General features: G+C 59.6%; 12 protein-coding genes, 1 pseudogene and 2 CRISPR repeat arrays (1 of these 15 cut by a window edge). Of the genes and pseudogenes, 10 read left to right on the forward strand and 3 right to left on the reverse strand.

From position 1 onward, the window contains the following. Positions 1 to 9523: a CRISPR direct-repeat array (repeat unit 32 nt; unit sequence GTCGCTCCCCATGCGGGAGCGTGGATTGAAAC); it begins 1318 nt to the left of the window's first position. Positions 9524 to 9682: 159 nt separating this feature from the next. From istA to ACZ5IU_RS06960, 9 genes and pseudogenes are all read left to right on the forward strand, one after another. Further along, entirely contained in the window at positions 9683 to 11188 is a 1506-nt protein-coding gene (istA, locus tag ACZ5IU_RS06920; protein WP_464417879.1) for an IS21 family transposase, read from the forward strand. Further along, a complete protein-coding gene (istB, locus tag ACZ5IU_RS06925; RefSeq protein WP_464420571.1) occupies positions 11185 to 11979 on the forward strand; it encodes an IS21-like element helper ATPase IstB in 795 nt (264 codons plus the stop codon). Before istA ends, istB (ACZ5IU_RS06925) begins: the two co-directional genes overlap by 4 nt. A 62-nt stretch (positions 11980 to 12041) precedes the next feature. Further along, positions 12042 to 12469: a CRISPR direct-repeat array (repeat unit 32 nt; unit sequence GTCGCTCCCCATGCGGGAGCGTGGATTGAAAC). A 354-nt stretch (positions 12470 to 12823) separates the two neighbouring features. Beyond that, positions 12824 to 13345 carry an IS21 family transposase gene (locus ACZ5IU_RS06930; RefSeq protein ID WP_464421465.1) on the forward strand — a complete coding sequence of 174 codons (522 nt, stop codon included), beginning with the start codon at positions 12824 to 12826 and terminating at the stop codon, positions 13343 to 13345. Positions 13346 to 13402: 57 nt separating this feature from the next. Then, positions 13403 to 13909 (forward strand): hypothetical protein, encoded by a 507-nt coding sequence (locus ACZ5IU_RS06935; RefSeq protein WP_464421466.1) that lies wholly within the window; start codon positions 13403 to 13405, stop codon positions 13907 to 13909. Between the two features lie 74 nt (positions 13910 to 13983). Next, positions 13984 to 14655, forward strand: a pseudogene (gene istB, locus ACZ5IU_RS06940) (IS21-like element helper ATPase IstB). Positions 14656 to 15484: 829 nt separating this feature from the next. Then, positions 15485 to 15559: a hypothetical protein gene (locus tag ACZ5IU_RS06945; protein ID WP_464421839.1), complete on the forward strand. Its 75-nt coding sequence runs from the start codon at positions 15485 to 15487 to the stop codon at positions 15557 to 15559. A 305-nt stretch (positions 15560 to 15864) separates the two neighbouring features. Further along, positions 15865 to 16059, forward strand: coding sequence for an IS3 family transposase (locus ACZ5IU_RS06950; protein ID WP_464421467.1), 195 nt, complete (start codon positions 15865 to 15867; stop codon positions 16057 to 16059). A gap of 72 nt (positions 16060 to 16131) precedes the next feature. Continuing rightward, positions 16132 to 16371, forward strand: a complete 240-nt coding sequence (locus tag ACZ5IU_RS06955) for a hypothetical protein (protein ID WP_464421468.1) — start codon at positions 16132 to 16134, stop codon at positions 16369 to 16371. A 123-nt stretch (positions 16372 to 16494) separates the two neighbouring features. After that, a complete protein-coding gene (locus ACZ5IU_RS06960; protein WP_464421469.1) occupies positions 16495 to 16746 on the forward strand; it encodes a hypothetical protein in 252 nt (83 codons plus the stop codon). Between the two features lie 67 nt (positions 16747 to 16813). Here the strand turns inward: ACZ5IU_RS06960 and ACZ5IU_RS06965 are convergent, their stop codons facing one another. After that, complete coding sequence (locus ACZ5IU_RS06965) at positions 16814 to 17152, reverse strand: type II toxin-antitoxin system HicB family antitoxin (protein WP_464421470.1); 339 nt, start codon at positions 17150 to 17152, stop codon at positions 16814 to 16816. A gap of 232 nt (positions 17153 to 17384) precedes the next feature. Continuing rightward, the gene (locus ACZ5IU_RS06970) at positions 17385 to 17615 is read right to left on the reverse strand and encodes a tetratricopeptide repeat protein (RefSeq protein ID WP_464421842.1); all 231 of its coding nucleotides are present in this window, start codon (positions 17613 to 17615) and stop codon (positions 17385 to 17387) included. On the opposite strand from ACZ5IU_RS06970, the gene ACZ5IU_RS06975 reads away from it, so the two are divergent. Beyond that, the gene (locus ACZ5IU_RS06975) at positions 17532 to 17786 is read left to right on the forward strand and encodes a hypothetical protein (RefSeq protein ID WP_464421997.1); all 255 of its coding nucleotides are present in this window, start codon (positions 17532 to 17534) and stop codon (positions 17784 to 17786) included. The two genes, ACZ5IU_RS06970 and ACZ5IU_RS06975, sit on opposite strands and share 84 nt — an antisense overlap. Before the next feature lie 49 nt (positions 17787 to 17835). Here ACZ5IU_RS06975 and pfp read toward each other — a convergent pair whose 3' ends face one another. Further along, positions 17836 to 19104 (reverse strand): diphosphate--fructose-6-phosphate 1-phosphotransferase, encoded by a 1269-nt coding sequence (pfp, locus tag ACZ5IU_RS06980; RefSeq protein ID WP_464421471.1) that lies wholly within the window; start codon positions 19102 to 19104, stop codon positions 17836 to 17838. Between the last annotated feature and the right edge of the window lie 208 nt (positions 19105 to 19312).

The following is a 19312-nucleotide window of genomic DNA, read 5'->3' on the forward strand; positions in this document are numbered from 1 at the left end:
GATACAGCGTCGTCGGTCGCTCCCCATGCGGGAGCGTGGATTGAAACTCGTCTACGTCGAAGGTCGCGAACTTTCGCGACGGTCGCTCCCCATGCGGGAGCGTGGATTGAAACTGCATCCTCCGGGCCGTGCCCCCGCCCGGGCGGGTCGCTCCCCATGCGGGAGCGTGGATTGAAACCCACCGGACCCGAGCCATCGAAGCGGCTCAATCCCTGTCGCTCCCCATGCGGGAGCGTGGATTGAAACATCGTAATGCGGTACCACGAATACCAGTCCGCATTGTCGCTCCCCATGCGGGAGCGTGGATTGAAACGTCAATGTCTGGAAGGACTTGATAGCCGCGTCGAGTCGCTCCCCATGCGGGAGCGTGGATTGAAACAGTCTCGAAGGGCGTCATCGATCCCAACCTCCGCGTCGCTCCCCATGCGGGAGCGTGGATTGAAACCTCTGCCGCAGCCGCCATGCGCTTGACCGCCCCCGTCGCTCCCCATGCGGGAGCGTGGATTGAAACCTACGATCACGGCGAAGGATCACAACGCGATCGTGTCGCTCCCCATGCGGGAGCGTGGATTGAAACAACCGTGTCACCGTCGTGTCGGATCTCCGGCTCGACGTCGCTCCCCATGCGGGAGCGTGGATTGAAACTGCCAGTGCGAAGCGGATCGCGAAATCTATCCGTAGTCGCTCCCCATGCGGGAGCGTGGATTGAAACGCCATGGTCCCGGCTTCGCTGACTGCCGCAGCACGTCGCTCCCCATGCGGGAGCGTGGATTGAAACGACAGTCGCCCGAGCCACGCGACGAACGCCCTGAGTCGCTCCCCATGCGGGAGCGTGGATTGAAACAGTACGGCCATGCAGACGATGGCGGGCTCGATGCGTCGCTCCCCATGCGGGAGCGTGGATTGAAACATCGTCTCAGTCGCCGCCATTCAACGAAACTCCCGTCGCTCCCCATGCGGGAGCGTGGATTGAAACGCTTCCGGTCGCATCGAGAGTGGCAGCGGCGGTTGGTCGCTCCCCATGCGGGAGCGTGGATTGAAACGCCTTGTCCGTCGAGGACATCAGCCCGTTCGCCGGTCGCTCCCCATGCGGGAGCGTGGATTGAAACTGCGAATCCACCGCCTACCCCCTCCACTCTCGCGTCGCTCCCCATGCGGGAGCGTGGATTGAAACTCGCCGCTCCCGCACCTCGTCGGCGGTCGGCTGGTGGTCGCTCCCCATGCGGGAGCGTGGATTGAAACAACAGTTCGTCCTGAATCTCCATGCCATCCGCGGTCGCTCCCCATGCGGGAGCGTGGATTGAAACAAGATATGGACCTAGAGATAAAAACATCCATAAAGTCGCTCCCCATGCGGGAGCGTGGATTGAAACGCGTGACGAGATAGTCCATTCTCGAGATGTACTCGTCGCTCCCCATGCGGGAGCGTGGATTGAAACGCCGTCAACAGCAGGGTATGCGTCAGCCCGTCGCCGGTCGCTCCCCATGCGGGAGCGTGGATTGAAACCGAAAGTCCGCCGCCGTTCCTCCGGCATACATCGAGTCGCTCCCCATGCGGGAGCGTGGATTGAAACCGGAAGGCGAAGCAGAATCTCCGCCGGGATGTCGCGTCGCTCCCCATGCGGGAGCGTGGATTGAAACCTCCGGCCTGAAGCACGTCCGACGCCGTCGGAAGTCGCTCCCCATGCGGGAGCGTGGATTGAAACCAGAGCCCGCCTGCGTCCGCCTCCCGCTCGCACGTCGCTCCCCATGCGGGAGCGTGGATTGAAACCGCCTCGATGCGGCGGAGGATGTCGAGCGGCCGGGTCGCTCCCCATGCGGGAGCGTGGATTGAAACATTGATCCGCATGTCCGAGAGCGGCTGTCCGAGGTCGCTCCCCATGCGGGAGCGTGGATTGAAACGCGACGGGCTGACGCATACCCTGCTGTTGACGGCGTCGCTCCCCATGCGGGAGCGTGGATTGAAACATTTCCTTCGTCCAGTGGACGCCCTGGTACCGCGGTCGCTCCCCATGCGGGAGCGTGGATTGAAACGAGCAACAAAAAAGCCGCCCTGTCGGCGGCTACAAGTCGCTCCCCATGCGGGAGCGTGGATTGAAACCTCGTATTTTGCCTTGAGGCGCTCGTACGCATGTGTCGCTCCCCATGCGGGAGCGTGGATTGAAACTTCTTTCCCCTGCTGAATTTGATCACGCGCTTCTGTCGCTCCCCATGCGGGAGCGTGGATTGAAACCACTCCGCCTCCGCGCTCCTGCGCCGGCACCGGGAGGTCGCTCCCCATGCGGGAGCGTGGATTGAAACGACGGCTTCCCGATGATCGGCAGTCCCATGCCGGCGCGTCGCTCCCCATGCGGGAGCGTGGATTGAAACATCTTCGCCGCCTCGACGACCGCCTCACCCGCGGCGTCGCTCCCCATGCGGGAGCGTGGATTGAAACCGTCCACGATGGTCGTCACGCCGCCGTCGTGCCGGTCGCTCCCCATGCGGGAGCGTGGATTGAAACCAGAAATTAGGGGTCCGCCGCTCTGCGAGGGATATGTCGCTCCCCATGCGGGAGCGTGGATTGAAACGCAAAGATGAGTCTATAGACCTATATACCGATAGCGCGTCGCTCCCCATGCGGGAGCGTGGATTGAAACTCGTGCGCGGCCTGATCGACGAGTATCTTGAAAAAGTCGCTCCCCATGCGGGAGCGTGGATTGAAACCCAAGTGCGCCGGGCGATGGGTCCGGTCGGGCGGGTCGCTCCCCATGCGGGAGCGTGGATTGAAACGTCTGCGGAATCATCGGCGTCGAGCTGTCCAACGGTCGCTCCCCATGCGGGAGCGTGGATTGAAACTCGTCATTTCGGATCTGGCAGTACATGCGTTCACCGTCGCTCCCCATGCGGGAGCGTGGATTGAAACGGTTGCCTTGCACTGAAGAAGGTGACCGACGAGGTCGCTCCCCATGCGGGAGCGTGGATTGAAACCCGCCGATGTAGCATAGGTCGCCGTGTCTGCTGGTCGCTCCCCATGCGGGAGCGTGGATTGAAACTCGACGGGGTGGGTGAAGGTGAAGAGCGCCGGGGTCGCTCCCCATGCGGGAGCGTGGATTGAAACTCTCGGATACCCGAGGTCCGGCCCGATGTCGAGGTCGCTCCCCATGCGGGAGCGTGGATTGAAACACCAAAGAAAAGATCATCCAGGATCACATCGTTGTCGCTCCCCATGCGGGAGCGTGGATTGAAACCGACGCAGCCGGAACCGGCCTCCGCCGAAGCTCTCGTCGCTCCCCATGCGGGAGCGTGGATTGAAACGCCGCAGCGAGAGCCACCGCGATCTCCTCCGCACGTCGCTCCCCATGCGGGAGCGTGGATTGAAACACCTCCCTACGGGTTCGGACCGTTGGCGACAAGGTCGCTCCCCATGCGGGAGCGTGGATTGAAACCGAATACGCAAACGGGCCGCACATGCCACACCTCGTCGCTCCCCATGCGGGAGCGTGGATTGAAACCCACGTCGCGTCAACATGATCCCCGTCGAGCGCGTCGCTCCCCATGCGGGAGCGTGGATTGAAACGCCGCGGGCGTCGCCTTATATTGTCTCGTCCGACTGTCGCTCCCCATGCGGGAGCGTGGATTGAAACATCTCCCTATTCGCCGCGGGCTGCCAGCGCCGTGTCGTCGCTCCCCATGCGGGAGCGTGGATTGAAACGTCGTCACGATCGTCTGCTCCTTGTGTCGATACCGTCGCTCCCCATGCGGGAGCGTGGATTGAAACAGATCATCGAGCTTCGTCATTTTGTCGCACCTCCCCGTCGCTCCCCATGCGGGAGCGTGGATTGAAACCGTCTCTATCACCACAACCCCACCGACCACCGGGTCGCTCCCCATGCGGGAGCGTGGATTGAAACCACTGCCCCACCGTGATCCGGCGGGGATTGATCAGTCGCTCCCCATGCGGGAGCGTGGATTGAAACATTGACACCATCAACCGCTACAACTTGACGCCGAAGTCGCTCCCCATGCGGGAGCGTGGATTGAAACTGAAGGTCAAATCTCTGCCCGGCCCATTTGCCTGGTCGCTCCCCATGCGGGAGCGTGGATTGAAACCGAGTCAAATACGGCAAGAAGTACATCGACCCTTAGTCGCTCCCCATGCGGGAGCGTGGATTGAAACTAGATCCGTGAATAACTTGGCTCAAATATGCCGGGTCGCTCCCCATGCGGGAGCGTGGATTGAAACTTGATCGCTGCGTAGACCGTGTTCGGGTCTGTGCGTCGCTCCCCATGCGGGAGCGTGGATTGAAACAACGGGTGTACGTCCCTGACCGGCAGAACAAGGTGTCGCTCCCCATGCGGGAGCGTGGATTGAAACCCACCAACGCGAACCTCACCGTAGATAACCGGTAGTCGCTCCCCATGCGGGAGCGTGGATTGAAACTCCAAGATGACCCCGACCTCGCCCCGATAATCGCGTCGCTCCCCATGCGGGAGCGTGGATTGAAACACCGTCCGATATCGTCACCTCCGCGGATGGATGGTCGCTCCCCATGCGGGAGCGTGGATTGAAACTTGCCGCTCTCGAACTCCGTCACGAGGACATTGGTCGCTCCCCATGCGGGAGCGTGGATTGAAACGACGTAGTGCCGGAGGGTCAGGTGGGACCATATAGTCGCTCCCCATGCGGGAGCGTGGATTGAAACACACCCTCAAGCGCGGGCATCGAGCCAACGCAAAATGTCGCTCCCCATGCGGGAGCGTGGATTGAAACCGGCGCGATGTAGTCATAAAAATCTGCCGCGTCAGTCGCTCCCCATGCGGGAGCGTGGATTGAAACGTCATGCCGATATACCCGTACCTCACAAGCCAGACGTCGCTCCCCATGCGGGAGCGTGGATTGAAACTCCCCGGCCGATATCGTCACCTCCGCGGACGGATGGTCGCTCCCCATGCGGGAGCGTGGATTGAAACTTAAGGTCAACTACGCCGGTTCGGACGCGACCGGTCGCTCCCCATGCGGGAGCGTGGATTGAAACTTCGACTGCCGATCTGATGCCGGATGTAGTCCGAGTCGCTCCCCATGCGGGAGCGTGGATTGAAACGCGTCATACGCGAAATGGGGCTATCCGCGACATCGTCGCTCCCCATGCGGGAGCGTGGATTGAAACGTCTATGGCTTGGAGGTATCTCTGTACCGTGAATGTCGCTCCCCATGCGGGAGCGTGGATTGAAACCGTCGTCCCCCGCGTCGCCCTTGTCGCCCTTCAGGGTCGCTCCCCATGCGGGAGCGTGGATTGAAACGATCTCTTGCCCCGAGTGTAAATCTGTCGCCATAGTCGCTCCCCATGCGGGAGCGTGGATTGAAACTTAAGGTCAACTACGCCGGTTCGGACGCGACCGACGTCGCTCCCCATGCGGGAGCGTGGATTGAAACGCGTGCATCTCAAGTGCCGCATCGGGAGTCTCGGGTCGCTCCCCATGCGGGAGCGTGGATTGAAACCTTATGACCCAACCGATGCGGCACAGTCGGACCTGTCGCTCCCCATGCGGGAGCGTGGATTGAAACGACGAAGCGAAAACCATCACTGCGATAAACGCGAGTCGCTCCCCATGCGGGAGCGTGGATTGAAACGAGGACAAAGTGTACGGCAAGGACGAGATAGAGAGTCGCTCCCCATGCGGGAGCGTGGATTGAAACCAAAAATACCCATATCCACGCCGCTTGCTGCCCAGTCGCTCCCCATGCGGGAGCGTGGATTGAAACGTATACCATTGGACCGGACAGGCAGGATGCAGACGTCGCTCCCCATGCGGGAGCGTGGATTGAAACCACGTAAGAATGGCAAAAGCACACTGACAGCGGCGTCGCTCCCCATGCGGGAGCGTGGATTGAAACCGCATGGCTGGCGCAGCGGATCAAGGACAACGCAGGTCGCTCCCCATGCGGGAGCGTGGATTGAAACATATCTGAGCATGAGCGCAGCGCATGAGTCTATACGTCGCTCCCCATGCGGGAGCGTGGATTGAAACATACATCATAAGCAATAGGTGTGATGCTATGTCTGTCGCTCCCCATGCGGGAGCGTGGATTGAAACCACGAGGAGCACATCCTCGTGGTCGTCGACGAGGTCGCTCCCCATGCGGGAGCGTGGATTGAAACCCACTCCGCGAGATAGGCGGTTATTTTGTTCGCGTCGCTCCCCATGCGGGAGCGTGGATTGAAACTGGAGGGTGGCTGAATGAAGAATGTTGTGCTGCGTCGCTCCCCATGCGGGAGCGTGGATTGAAACATATATGCCATATCCAATAGCAACGGCAGCTCCAGTCGCTCCCCATGCGGGAGCGTGGATTGAAACCAAGTTTTAATTGAGCCAATTATAAGTCATCCTCTTGTCGCTCCCCATGCGGGAGCGTGGATTGAAACTTTGAGATACGTAGACACCGGCCTATCGACGCAAGTCGCTCCCCATGCGGGAGCGTGGATTGAAACCTGCTTGTCCCGCACGGGTGCAACCCAATATCGTATGTCGCTCCCCATGCGGGAGCGTGGATTGAAACATGCGCCCCGCTGGTGAGGCCAACGAGGACGCGAGTCGCTCCCCATGCGGGAGCGTGGATTGAAACTGTGTGGAGCTGAAACCGAGTCGGGTGAAGTGGTGGTCGCTCCCCATGCGGGAGCGTGGATTGAAACTGAATCGCGATCATGTACGCGTCATAGCGTGTTGTCGCTCCCCATGCGGGAGCGTGGATTGAAACTCGATATTGCTTAACCGCCCATGCAATGATGCGGTCGCTCCCCATGCGGGAGCGTGGATTGAAACTCTATGCGTCGGGCGCTAATCGCCTGATCCTTATGTCGCTCCCCATGCGGGAGCGTGGATTGAAACCCCGATGAGCCAGAGCCCCTCCATGACGACCTCGGTCGCTCCCCATGCGGGAGCGTGGATTGAAACGCCGACTCGCGCAGCGTCTCGTACCCCTCGAGCCCGAGTCGCTCCCCATGCGGGAGCGTGGATTGAAACACGGTTGCCGTCTCCGCCATACGCGCGAGGGCATCGTCGCTCCCCATGCGGGAGCGTGGATTGAAACAGAATCATCGGCTGTCCGTCGGCGCAGTATTCCGGGTCGCTCCCCATGCGGGAGCGTGGATTGAAACGAGTCGTCGTCCTGCGCCATCCCTTTCGGTCGTAGTCGCTCCCCATGCGGGAGCGTGGATTGAAACCCGGATCTCCCGATGCACCACACTCCGACATCGGTCGCTCCCCATGCGGGAGCGTGGATTGAAACCCATAGCGACCGCCGTCGGAGCGGAAAGCATCCCGTCGCTCCCCATGCGGGAGCGTGGATTGAAACCTCGACAAGAGCAAAGAGGCGCTTGAAGCGTTCAAGTCGCTCCCCATGCGGGAGCGTGGATTGAAACCACAATAAGCTGTACAAGTTCCTCGCAAGCATCCGGTCGCTCCCCATGCGGGAGCGTGGATTGAAACCCCTCCACGATGTTCTCGTTGCCGACCGTATCAAGTCGCTCCCCATGCGGGAGCGTGGATTGAAACGTGGTTATGGTCTCGGGATCTTGAGGACACCATCGTCGCTCCCCATGCGGGAGCGTGGATTGAAACGTCCCGGCGTCGTGATCCTGGACTACCTGACCGCGTCGCTCCCCATGCGGGAGCGTGGATTGAAACAGATTGGGAAGGTGCGTGTTGGCAACATGCTGATGTCGCTCCCCATGCGGGAGCGTGGATTGAAACCACCAACGGCGGCGTTGTGTCCGAGACACCTGTGTCGCTCCCCATGCGGGAGCGTGGATTGAAACCCCGGTACGTTGGAAATACTCTTCCACGTCACGGAGTCGCTCCCCATGCGGGAGCGTGGATTGAAACCGTAAATGTCCCGAGATCACGGGTCAGGTCCATGTCGCTCCCCATGCGGGAGCGTGGATTGAAACGGCGTGCTCCCAATGTCGCCGAGGTCCGTCTGGTGTCGCTCCCCATGCGGGAGCGTGGATTGAAACAGGACGGCGCGATCAAAAACGCCAAAATCGCCGACGTCGCTCCCCATGCGGGAGCGTGGATTGAAACCGACGCTACGATACCGTCGAATGCCGCCGCGACGGTCGCTCCCCATGCGGGAGCGTGGATTGAAACCCGCTGTTGCCGGTCGGCGTGTCGGTGCAGTGGACGTCGCTCCCCATGCGGGAGCGTGGATTGAAACGTCACGGAACATGCGAATGGCAGCGGGCAAAGGAAGTCGCTCCCCATGCGGGAGCGTGGATTGAAACCAATCTCGCCGGCATCAAGTCGACGCGCGCGTGGTCGCTCCCCATGCGGGAGCGTGGATTGAAACCCGTGGTGGAGCTGCTCGACGAGATGCGCAAGGCGAGTCGCTCCCCATGCGGGAGCGTGGATTGAAACAACATCCTGTGCATCAATGATACGATCGAGCGGGGTCGCTCCCCATGCGGGAGCGTGGATTGAAACTCCCACAGTGGATAGGCAAATTCTTCCGACGACGGTCGCTCCCCATGCGGGAGCGTGGATTGAAACCAGAAATTCGCACGAAATGAGAGCGTCGACGAAGTCGCTCCCCATGCGGGAGCGTGGATTGAAACCGGATGCGACGATCCTGGACGGCGAGCGGATTCTGTCGCTCCCCATGCGGGAGCGTGGATTGAAACCGGATGCGACGATCCTGGACGGCGAGCGGATTCTGTCGCTCCCCATGCGGGAGCGTGGATTGAAACTCCATCGAATGCGACGATCCACAACCGCTCGTCGTCGCTCCCCATGCGGGAGCGTGGATTGAAACTCGGCGAATTCCTTCAACCCGGCGGCCGGATTCGGTCGCTCCCCATGCGGGAGCGTGGATTGAAACCGAACCGATAGAACGGCAACGCGTCGTAGTCCTTGGTCGCTCCCCATGCGGGAGCGTGGATTGAAACCTGCGCAGGGGGAAGACAACCATCGACCTGCCGGTCGCTCCCCATGCGGGAGCGTGGATTGAAACGCCACCTCGTCGTCGCCCCATCCAAGCCGAATGAGTCGCTCCCCATGCGGGAGCGTGGATTGAAACTCCGGTCGAACATCCTAGCATCGCGTGCGTGCCGTGGTCGCTCCCCATGCGGGAGCGTGGATTGAAACCCGTTCCCATATCCATGAACAACCCTCCGACGCGGTCGCTCCCCATGCGGGAGCGTGGATTGAAACGTCGGACTCCTTGTGCACCTTGACGAGCGTTTCGAGTCGCTCCCCATGCGGGAGCGTGGATTGAAACAAAAGACTATATCGCCGCCGTCAAGGGAGACGCCGTCGCTCCCCATGCGGGAGCGTGGATTGAAACGCCTCGCAAAACGCCGAGATTGCAAATTACTGGAAGTCGCTCCCCATGCGGGAGCGTGGATTGAAACCGGAACGCGCTACACGAACAACCCGGTCTGGTGGTCGTCGCTCCCCATGCGGGAGCGTGGATTGAAACCAAAGCGCAGAACGCTACGCGGGTATCGTGTCCCGTCGCTCCCCATGCGGGAGCGTGGATTGAAACTTTTCCTTGATGACCTGAGAAACGATCTCTCCTTGGTTTTGGTACTCTAAAATTGACCACTTTAGAGGCGAACGAGAGCCGAAAATTGACCACCTGACCATAGCTCCGGGTATCATCGGCGGGGACGCACACCACGACGATGAAGCCGGAGGGGAAAGGATGCTCAGAGTGGACCAGTACGAATACATACGGACCGCTCAGCGGATTTACGGCAAGAACGTGAGCGAAATAGCCAGGGAGACGGGGCATTCACGCAACACGGTGAAGAAAGTGCTTCGGGGGGAATTCACAGGCTATTCTCCAAGAAAGATCCAGCCTTTTCCGGTGCTCGGCCCCTATCACGAGATCATATTCAAATGGCTGGAAGGGGACCTTGAAAGTCCGAAGAAGCAGCGCCATACGGCGAAGCGGATATATACCCGACTGGTGAACGAATACGGGTTTACCGGAAGCGAAACGACAGTGCGGCGCCACGTGGCGGCGGTCAAGAGAACGCTCGGCTTGAAAAGTTCCGGGGCATTCATCCCCCTGGAGCCGTCACCGAGAGGAGAGGCGGAGGCGGACTGGGGAACCGTCGCTGTAATCCTGGGCGGAGAAGCCGTACGGGTGAAATGCTTCTGCATGAGATCGAAGTACTCGGGAACGCCCTTTGTCCGGCTCTACCCCTGCGAACGGCAGCAGGCCTTATTCGACGGGCTCAGCCGGGGATTCGTCTATTACGGGGGAGTCTTTCCCGTAGTGATCTTTGACAACCTGAGCGCGGCGGTGGAGAAGGTTCTTCTCGGGAAAGAGAGGAAAGAGCGGGAAAGCTTCGTCCGGTTTCGCTCCTGGTACACCTTCATCGGCCGCTTCTGCTCGCCGGGACGGGGAAACGAGAAGGGCGGAGTCGAAGGGCTCGTGGGATTCGCGCGCCGGAACTTCCTGACGCCCGTCCCGCAGGGAGAAAGTCTGGAGGACATCAATGACAGACTTGTGGAGGAATGTCTCTCCTACGGCTCCCACAGGATCGCCGGGCGGGAAGGAACCGTAAGGGAGCTTCACGAGGCGGAAAGGGAGGTCCTCATTCCCCTTCCGCGCCACCCCTACGGCAACGAACAGACCGTACCGGTGAAGGCGGACAAATACGCCACCGTCATGGTGGACAAGAACCGGTACTCCGTCCCCGCCTCCTACGCCGGCCGGCCGCTCAGGGCGATCCTCACGGTGGACAGGATATCGGTCTACAGCGGAGGAACCCGGGTCGCCGACCACGGAAGGAAATACGGGAACAACCACTGGATCCTCGATGCGGACCACTACCTGGAGCTTCTCCGGGAACGGCCGGGAGCCTTCCGGGACGCCCGCCCGCTTACGGAATGGAAAAAGACATGGAGCGAATCCATGAACACCCTTCTGGAACAGTTCCGGGAACGTCGGGGAGAGAACCGGGGAATCAAGGAATTCATCGACGTCCTGCTCCTCGCCAGGAATTACGGGCAAAAGCCGGTTGAGGACGCGGTGGAACGGGCTCTTGAGAGCGGACTGGGCAGCGCCGCTGGAATCCGCTGCCTGCTTGAAACGGCCGGGACGCGGGAGGAGTTCGTCCGTCCCCTCGAATCGGAACGGTGGACCGTGCTTCCTCCGGCGGACGTATCGGCCTATTCTGTCCTGGAGGCCAGACAATGAACGCGGGACTCCTCATGCAGGTTCAGGAAAACCTGAAGAGCCTCACCCTCGGCAACGCCGCCCGACACCTTGAAGAACGCCTCCGGCAGGCCGAGGAACGGGGAGCGAGCTACGAAGAATTTCTCCTTGACGTCACGGAACTGGAACTCCAGATCCGCTCGGAGAACAGGGAAAAGAGAAGGTTGAAGGAAGCCCGGTTCTCCCTGGTCAAGACACTGGGAACCTTCATCTTCGAAGAGGCTCCGCAGCTTGACAGGCGGCTCATCGGGGAACTGGCCGCCGGAGACTACATCTCCCGGCGCCGGAATATCCTCTTCCTGGGCAAAAGCGGGTGCGGGAAGACGCACCTCGCCACCGCCCTGGGAATAGAAGCCTGTCGGAAGAACATGCGGGTGCGGTTCACGACGGCCTGCAACCTCGTCAACGAACTTCTGGAAAGCCGGGGAGAGAAAACCCTTGCGCGGACCCTCGGAAAGTACACCCGGTACGATCTTCTGATCGTGGACGAACTCGGGTACGTTCCTTTTTCGAAGGAAGGAGGCGAGCTTCTGTTCCAGGTCTTCGCGGAACGACACGAGCGCGGATCGGTCATAGTAACGACGAACCTTGGATTCGGCAGCTGGACGGAAGTCTTCGGCGACCCGAACATGACGGCGGCCCTGCTTGACCGTCTGACCCACAAGGCGCACATCATCGAGTGCGCGTGGGAGAGCTACAGACTGAAGGAAACTTTGAAGGAGGGACGGAAGAGAAGCCGGATACAACTCAAAACGGAAGGCGCGGAAGAATGACCGAGGTGGTCAAAATTCGGCTATCACTGGTGATCAGATTTGCGTTGTCAAAACCATCTCCTGTCGCTCCCCATGCGGGAGCGTGGATTGAAACCAGATCCTCCAGCGCCTCGATCGCTCCCGGCACGTCGCTCCCCATGCGGGAGCGTGGATTGAAACACAAAAAGCCTTGGAACCCGGACTCCGGCGCTCCGTCGCTCCCCATGCGGGAGCGTGGATTGAAACTTGCGGCGGGAGAGATGGCGCAGCATGGTTCATGTCGCTCCCCATGCGGGAGCGTGGATTGAAACAAAATATTGGGAAGATGATTCCTACAAAAGACCAGTCGCTCCCCATGCGGGAGCGTGGATTGAAACATGGCGATCAGGACGGCCGGTTTCAGGTGATCGACGGTCGCTCCCCATGCGGGAGCGTGGATTGAAACTTTGTCCCGCTGCCGGCACGAGGTCCGATACCTGGTCGCTCCCCATGCGGGAGCGTGGTGGCTAACGACAATTACACTTCCCCTTAAACGACAATTCCACTTCCCGGTCGGGAGAACCCGGGAAGATCCGTTCAGTGAAGACTGGGCTGAAATCGAGCGGGAACTGGAACGGGATCCCGGACTTGAGGCGGTGACGCTGTTCGAACTGGTATCGGAGAGAAATCCGGGAAGATATGCACCGGGACAGTTGCGGACGTTGCAGCGGTGCATCCGGGCGCGGAAATCCCAGCACGGACCGGAAAAGGAAATCTGGTTTCCTCATAAGCAGACGACCAAACGTCATTTCTGTTCGTGTCGGTCGCTTAGGGGTTTCATCAGCAGCACAGGCCCGGAGAGATCCTGGAAACGGACTGGACGGACATGAACAGACTTGAGATACGGATATCGGGGGAATTTTTCCCGCACAAACTATGCCACTCGGTGCTGACGTACAGCAACTGGGAAGGCGTGAGCCTGTGCCGTACGGAATCGCTGCTGTCGCTGCGTTGTCAGCTGAAAAAGGTCATCGGGGAATTGGGGAAGATCCCGCGGTATCATCGGACGGACCACAGCTCGACGGCGACGCATGCGTTGCGGCGGGGACGATCGGCGAGGGACTTCAACGAAGGGTATCTGGATCTGATGTCGGCGTTCGGAATGACGCCGACGGTCATTGAAAGGGCAAAGCCCGAGGAAAACGGCGACATCGAAAGCGCCAATGGACACATCAAGCGTCGGATCGACCAGGAGCTTCGGCTGCGAGGCGACCGTGACTTCGGGACATTCGGGGAGTACGAAGCGTTCATCGGCGAAATCGTCAGGAAGACGAACCTCTCGCGGCGGGAGCGACTGGAGGAGGAACTTCGGACGATGAGGTCGTGCGACGTCGCGCGAATACCCTGATACGAGGAAATCACGGCGCGCGTCACGCGGAACGGAATCATCCGCGTCAGGGGACGGGTGTACAGCGTTCCGTCGCGTCTGGTCGGAGAAACGGTCCTCGCGCGTCTCACGGAGAAGACGGTGGAAGCATGGTGCGGAGGAATCCTCCAGATGCGGCGTGACCGGAGCGGAGCGGACAACGGCCCGGAAGGACTGGACTACCGGGACATCATCGGAAACCTCGTGAAAAAGCCGGGAGCGTTCCGGAACTGCCGGTATCGGGAAGCGCTCTTTCCGAACGCAGCATTCACGGAATTCTACGAGCGGCTGCGAAGGGAACACCCGGAAGACAGGGCGGACCGGATCTACCTCGCCGTTCTGAACAGGGCGGCGTGCGAAGGGGAAGAGAACATCCTTGCGGCGCTCGAACTTCTGGAAAACGACACGCCGTTCAGTCTCGGCGCGCTTGAAGACCTTCTCGCGAACGGAACGCAAGCGTACCCGAAACTCGAAGAATACCGTCCCGACCCGGGCGAATACGACATCCTCGTGGATGCGGCGTGCTTTTGCGAGGTGCGGACATGAATGCCGCCCTTGCCGTCGGCCTGAAGGCGTTGCGTCTGCCGACGATGCTGCGGATGCTCGGCGAGGCGCAGGAAATGGCGCTGAGAGAAGGGTGGAGTCACGAGCAATACCTCGGATGCCTTGTCGACTGCGAACTTGCGGGACGACAGGACAAACGCGTGGAACGCTACATATGCGAATCCGGCCTGTCGCGGGAAAAGACCTTCTCGGTCTTCGACATGAACCTCCTGCCGCTGAAAGTCCGGAACGAAATCGCTCTGCTGGTCGAAGGAACCTTCGCGAGGAAGGCCGAGAACATCCTGATCTTCGGCCTTCCGGGACGTGGGAAGACGCATCTGGCCTGCGCCCTCGGACACGAACTCGTCCGGAAGCAGGTCCGGACGTACTTCACCCCGGCGCGTCGTCTTGTGGAAACGCTCCTCGGAGCGAAGCAGGAACACCAGCTGAACAGGGCGCTCGTCAAACTCGACAGGGCCGACGTCGTGATCCTTGACGACATCGGGTACGTGCAGCAATCTGCGGAATAAATGGAAGTTCTCTTCGACTTCCTTGCCGAGCGGTACGAGAGCAGAAGCGTGATCGTGACAAGCAACCTCCCGCTCGGAGAATGGGACCGTATATTCAGGAATCCGATGACGACAATGGCGGCGATAGATCGTCTGGTGCATCACGCTCACATCCTGGAACTGACGTGCGACAGCTATCGGGCGAGAGAGGCGGTCATGAGAAAGAACGGAGGGGGGTGAAAAAGAGACAAATACGCCTCAGACAGACAAAATGTCAGGAAAACCGGAACAAAATCTCGTTTCGAGCGTTCCAGACTGATAGTTCCCGCGCGTTCCTGTTTATTGTCGCTAACGGGGAAGTGTAATCGTCGTTGACCACGATGTCCTAAAAAAGCCAAGCGTTTGTTCGGTCAACCCCCGAAAGCATAAGGCCCTGCAGGCGGACCTCGAACGAGAGGGGAAGAAGGTCGGCATCAAGAGCCTTTGCCGGATTTTGGGTTTGCCGAGGAGGAGCTTCTATTACATCCCTCGGGAAAGACGGGTCCCGTTGGACCCTGACACGGTGCGGAAAGTGTCCGATTGCATCGAGAGGTTTCCGACCTATGGGTATCGGCGCCTCGCCCTGGTGCTGAACGAGAACCGCAAGGTGATCCAGAGGATCCTGCAGAAGAAGCACTGGCAGGTCCGGAAACGACCGGCAGGACATCGCCCTAGGGTGAAGGTGGTCCCTTCGCAAACACCGGAACGAGACATCCGTTGGTCCACCGACCTGGCCATAATCTGGTGCGGACGAGATCGATGATGTCATCTGGCCCTGGTGATCGACTGCGAAAACCGGGAGCTTTTGGGCTGACGCCTCTCCTCCCGAGGTCATACCAAAACGGCGGAAGCGGCCCTGGAAGAGGCTCTGATCAGCCGATTCAGGCATCTGGGGAGAACGACGAAGCAAATCATCCTGAGAAGCGACAATGGTCTAGTCTTCACCGGCAAGCGCTACACGAACGCCGTTAGAAGCTACGGGCTGGTCCAGGAGTTCATCACTCCCTACACACCGCAACAGAACGGGATCGTGGAAAGGTTCATCAAGAGTCTGAAGGAAAAGTGCGTCTGGCAGCATGGGTTTGAATCCCTGGCCCAGACCTAGAGTGTCATCGGATCCTGGATTCGTTGCTACAACAGCGAGCGACCGCACCAGACCCTGGGATAAACAAGCCACCGGTTTTCTTTGACAAGGTTCAGGCATTAATCGTATATTTCTGGGGGTCATTACGCGGCAGCCCTCGCGTCCCCCGGAGGCAAGGCGCTGGCGCCGGAAGAAGAGCTTCGCGCCCTCCACCAGACCCGTGTGGACTTTGTCGGCAGAAACTCGAGACGACGAAGCGGAAACATGACATCCTGAAAAAGGCCTCGGCCATCTTCTCGAAAGAACCTCAGGTTCTCTGAGCCGCGATGCGATACGGAAGTCCGGGAATACTGCAGGCGTTGAAAGAGAACGGCGTCGACGGAAGAGAATACCGGACGCGTGGCGAAGCGAGGACGGAGATCTTCAGGTATATAGAAATGTTCTACAACAGAGAGCGGCTTCATTCGGTACTGGGGTACACGCCACCGGAAAGCCACGAAAACGGAAGAATCGGGGCGTAAATCTGTGTCCGGAGTTTCCGGGGGAGGTCAAGCGCACGTGTTTCCGGATTACCCGAAAAAAGGTGAGAGGTAATGGCGAAAGAATACGTTCTCGACGTGTTGGAAAGAATGACGGGCAATGTCCGACTGCGGCTGAAAACCGGCGAGGAATACATCGTCGAACCTCTCGGCCTTACCTTCGACAATAAAAGCAGACCGGCTTACAGCGTCCTGATGGTCAAAGGAGATGCCAAGAATCCTCGCGGAGGTACATACGTGGTTTCGGCACACCAGATCAAGAGTGTCGAACCTGTAGAAGTTGCCAGAGCTTGAAACCAATAGCAATGTGACAGAAAGGAAATGAAACCATAAAAGGAACGGCCGCTCCCTTTGGGGCGGTCTTTTTGTTGCTTGCTGTCGCTGGTGCTAAAATCCAGTTTTGGAGGACATCCCCTCATGACGCCGGTTGCGATGCACAGAGTCGATCTCTCCGAGATCAAGTCGATAACGCTTCGGTGCCGTCAATGCGGATCTTCGATGACGATCGTGGCGGGCAAAACGCCGCCCGCTCCGCTTGCGTGTCCGTGCTGCAGGCGTCGTCTCGGCGACGCGGCCGACGGCATCAATTTTCGGCTGCACGAAATTCTGTCCGAGTATAAGGAACTGAAGAGCGTCTTCGGCATAGAGTTCGATATCGAGACGGAGTGAAACCGCCCTTCAAAAAAGCCTGGCTTCAAGCCGCTCCTTTCGGGGCGGTTTTTTTCATGGACTTCTTTCAGCCGAGGATGGACGTGAGCTTGCTGTTCAAATAGCGGTTCAAACTGACTTTCGACTCCGCAGCCTTGATGGCGATTTTCCGGTGCATTTCCGCCGTCGTCCTGAAAAGGATATTGCCTGAGTAGGTACGATCGACGAGGGGCTCCGGGACTGTTTCCCCGTTGCGTTCCATCTCGGCGACAACATCGGCGACAAGGGAACGGATTCCGGAAAACGCCTCGTCGTCGCCTTCGGCGAGCCACGAGAGGCTCGGAAACTCGGAACAGAGTCCGACGTATTCCTGATCTTCGGGGGACCATTCCACGCGGTAAATGTAGTGAGATGTATTTCTGCTCATGACGGACTCCTTTCTCCTTCCTCGTGAAGGCGATCTATGGCTTTCAGAACCTGCCGGATCTGATATTTCTTGGCTTTGCCGTTCTTGTCCCGCTGAATATCGATGCGGGGGTCTCCCGACCACGGCATCCTGAAGACCGCATGACTGCTTCCGCTTTGGCGGGGAAAGCCGAAATAGGACTCGCAAAGACTTCTCAGGTCTTCGTATCGGATATCGACGCATCCGTTTCGAATCATCTCAAGAACTTTTGCGTTCTCGTCCATGATGAAATGGTATCACTATTGATATCTATGGTCAATGAATACGATGAATCGTGCCGCTCCTTCGTGTGGTAGAGCCCTGCGAGGTCGCGGAGGCTGTCCGCGAGGATCGTCCTGTGGTGTCCGCAGGTCTTCTCGCGGATGGCAACCGCGCGCCTGAGGAGAGGTTCCGCATCGTCGCAGCGCCCCAGGATCCGGAAAATGAATCGGTGGAATCTGGTGCGTCTTTCGCGGAACGGAAAAAACAAGGTGGACGGAATGCGATCAAGAGCCGCTTTCTCTATCCGGTGGTCATGGTGAGCATGGACTACGCGAACCGCAGCGCCCCAGGGGAGACCGTCACAATTCAGATTTCTTTTCCGGATTCGTTTTAAGCAGCACCCTGGCCAACAACGACGCCTTTGCGGAGCTGGCGCCCGAGCATCAGTACCACGTCACGTATTCGAACCGCCTGCGGAATTCTTCGGGGGACAGTTTCGCCGCGACGGCGAGTTTCTCGAATTCGATTCCCGGTTCGAAGTCCCGTTTTTCCAGCCGGATCATGTACTCCCGCGCGATCCGGTATTGGATGGACTCCGTGTTGACCATCCGGATCCGCGTCTTTCCCGTAAGCGGATCGATGATGTCGCGGAAGGGAACGGGGACGATCCGGTCGTTCTGGATCGTGATCATGGCGTTGGTCCCGCCGTTGCGCAGGAATTCCATCGCCGCGAAGCCGAGGTTCCGCGTGTATTCGATGTCGAAGGCGTTGGGCGGTGCGCACCGGATTTCGTACCCCACGTCCTTGTGGTTGATCGTCATGTCGATTCCGAGCGACGACAGGTTCGCGAGCGTCTCGCGCTTGAGCACTTCGGAAAAGTTGATCTCCGCGTAGCGGATGTGTCCGTGGTCGTCGTACAGGACGCAGTCCGCTTCTTCGAGGTCTTCGGACTTGATTTTTTCGATCAGGCCCTCGGCGATGACGGCCACGCCGTAATTCCGTCCGGAAGCCAGACGCTTGATAATGGATCCGGTGATGATGTCCACGAGGAGGGACATCCGGATCCGCTTTTCCGACGCGAGCTCTTCGGGGATGAGGGTCAGCGTGGCCCCGGCGCTCTTGCCGATGCCGAGTGCAAGATGTCCGGCGACGCGCCCCATCGCCACGACGAAGTACCACCGGCCGGTCGTCTTCGCGTCGGTCATGAGGTTCGAGACGATCTGCGTTCCGAGCGAGCGGGCCGTCTCGAAGCCGAAGGTCGGCGTTCCCTCGGGCAGCGGGAGGTCGTTGTCGATGGTCTTGGGCACGTGGACGAAGCTGATGGTGAGCCCCATGTTGTTCTTGGCGTAGTCGGCCACTTTGGACGCGGCGAACGCCGTGTCGTCCCCGCCGATGGTGACGAGGTGCGTGACGCCGATGCCGATGAGGGTATCCACGACGTTTTTCATGGTTTCGTCGCTTTTGGTCGGGTTGAATCGCGACGTCCGGAGGATGCTGCCTCCGTCGGAGTGGATCCGGGTGACCTGGTCGATGGCGAGAGGGGTTACTTTCTTCTCGCCCTGTCCCAGGTGGAGGAAGCCGTCGTAGACGCCGTAGACCTCCCAGCCGGAGTTTATGGCCTCGATGGTCACGGAGCTGATGACGCTGTTGATGCCCGGTGCGGGACCTCCTCCGCAGACGATGGCAAGGGTGTTCCGGACCGCGTTTCCCATTTGCGGACAGCCCCCCTTCGTACGATGCCGTAATGGCCGGATTGCCGCCATGTCGATTGTGACGAAAACGGAGCGTTCCCCTTCCCTCCGTTGCGGCCGGAGATCCAGAGCGCGGAGTCTTCAGGCCGAAGGGACGATGAAGGACGGCGCCCGCCGCCAATGCAGCGGAATTTTCTGTCTGGTATTGCGTGAATGATATCATCTATCC

The organism is Lactivibrio alcoholicus (assembly GCF_055390895.1).

Coding starts and splice junctions, on each gene's coding strand:
- ACZ5IU_RS06955 (WP_464421468.1), top strand. CDS start 16,132: ATGGCGAAAGAATACGTTCTCGACGTGTTGGAAAGAATGACGGGCAAT.
- ACZ5IU_RS06930 (WP_464421465.1), top strand. CDS start 12,824: ATGAACAGACTTGAGATACGGATATCGGGGGAATTTTTCCCGCACAAA.
- ACZ5IU_RS06965 (WP_464421470.1), bottom strand. CDS start 17,152: ATGAGCAGAAATACATCTCACTACATTTACCGCGTGGAATGGTCCCCC.
- ACZ5IU_RS06960 (WP_464421469.1), top strand. CDS start 16,495: ATGACGCCGGTTGCGATGCACAGAGTCGATCTCTCCGAGATCAAGTCG.
- istB (WP_464420571.1), top strand. CDS start 11,185: ATGAACGCGGGACTCCTCATGCAGGTTCAGGAAAACCTGAAGAGCCTC.
- ACZ5IU_RS06950 (WP_464421467.1), top strand. CDS start 15,865: ATGCGATACGGAAGTCCGGGAATACTGCAGGCGTTGAAAGAGAACGGC.
- pfp (WP_464421471.1), bottom strand. CDS start 19,104: ATGGGAAACGCGGTCCGGAACACCCTTGCCATCGTCTGCGGAGGAGGT.
- istA (WP_464417879.1), top strand. CDS start 9,683: ATGCTCAGAGTGGACCAGTACGAATACATACGGACCGCTCAGCGGATT.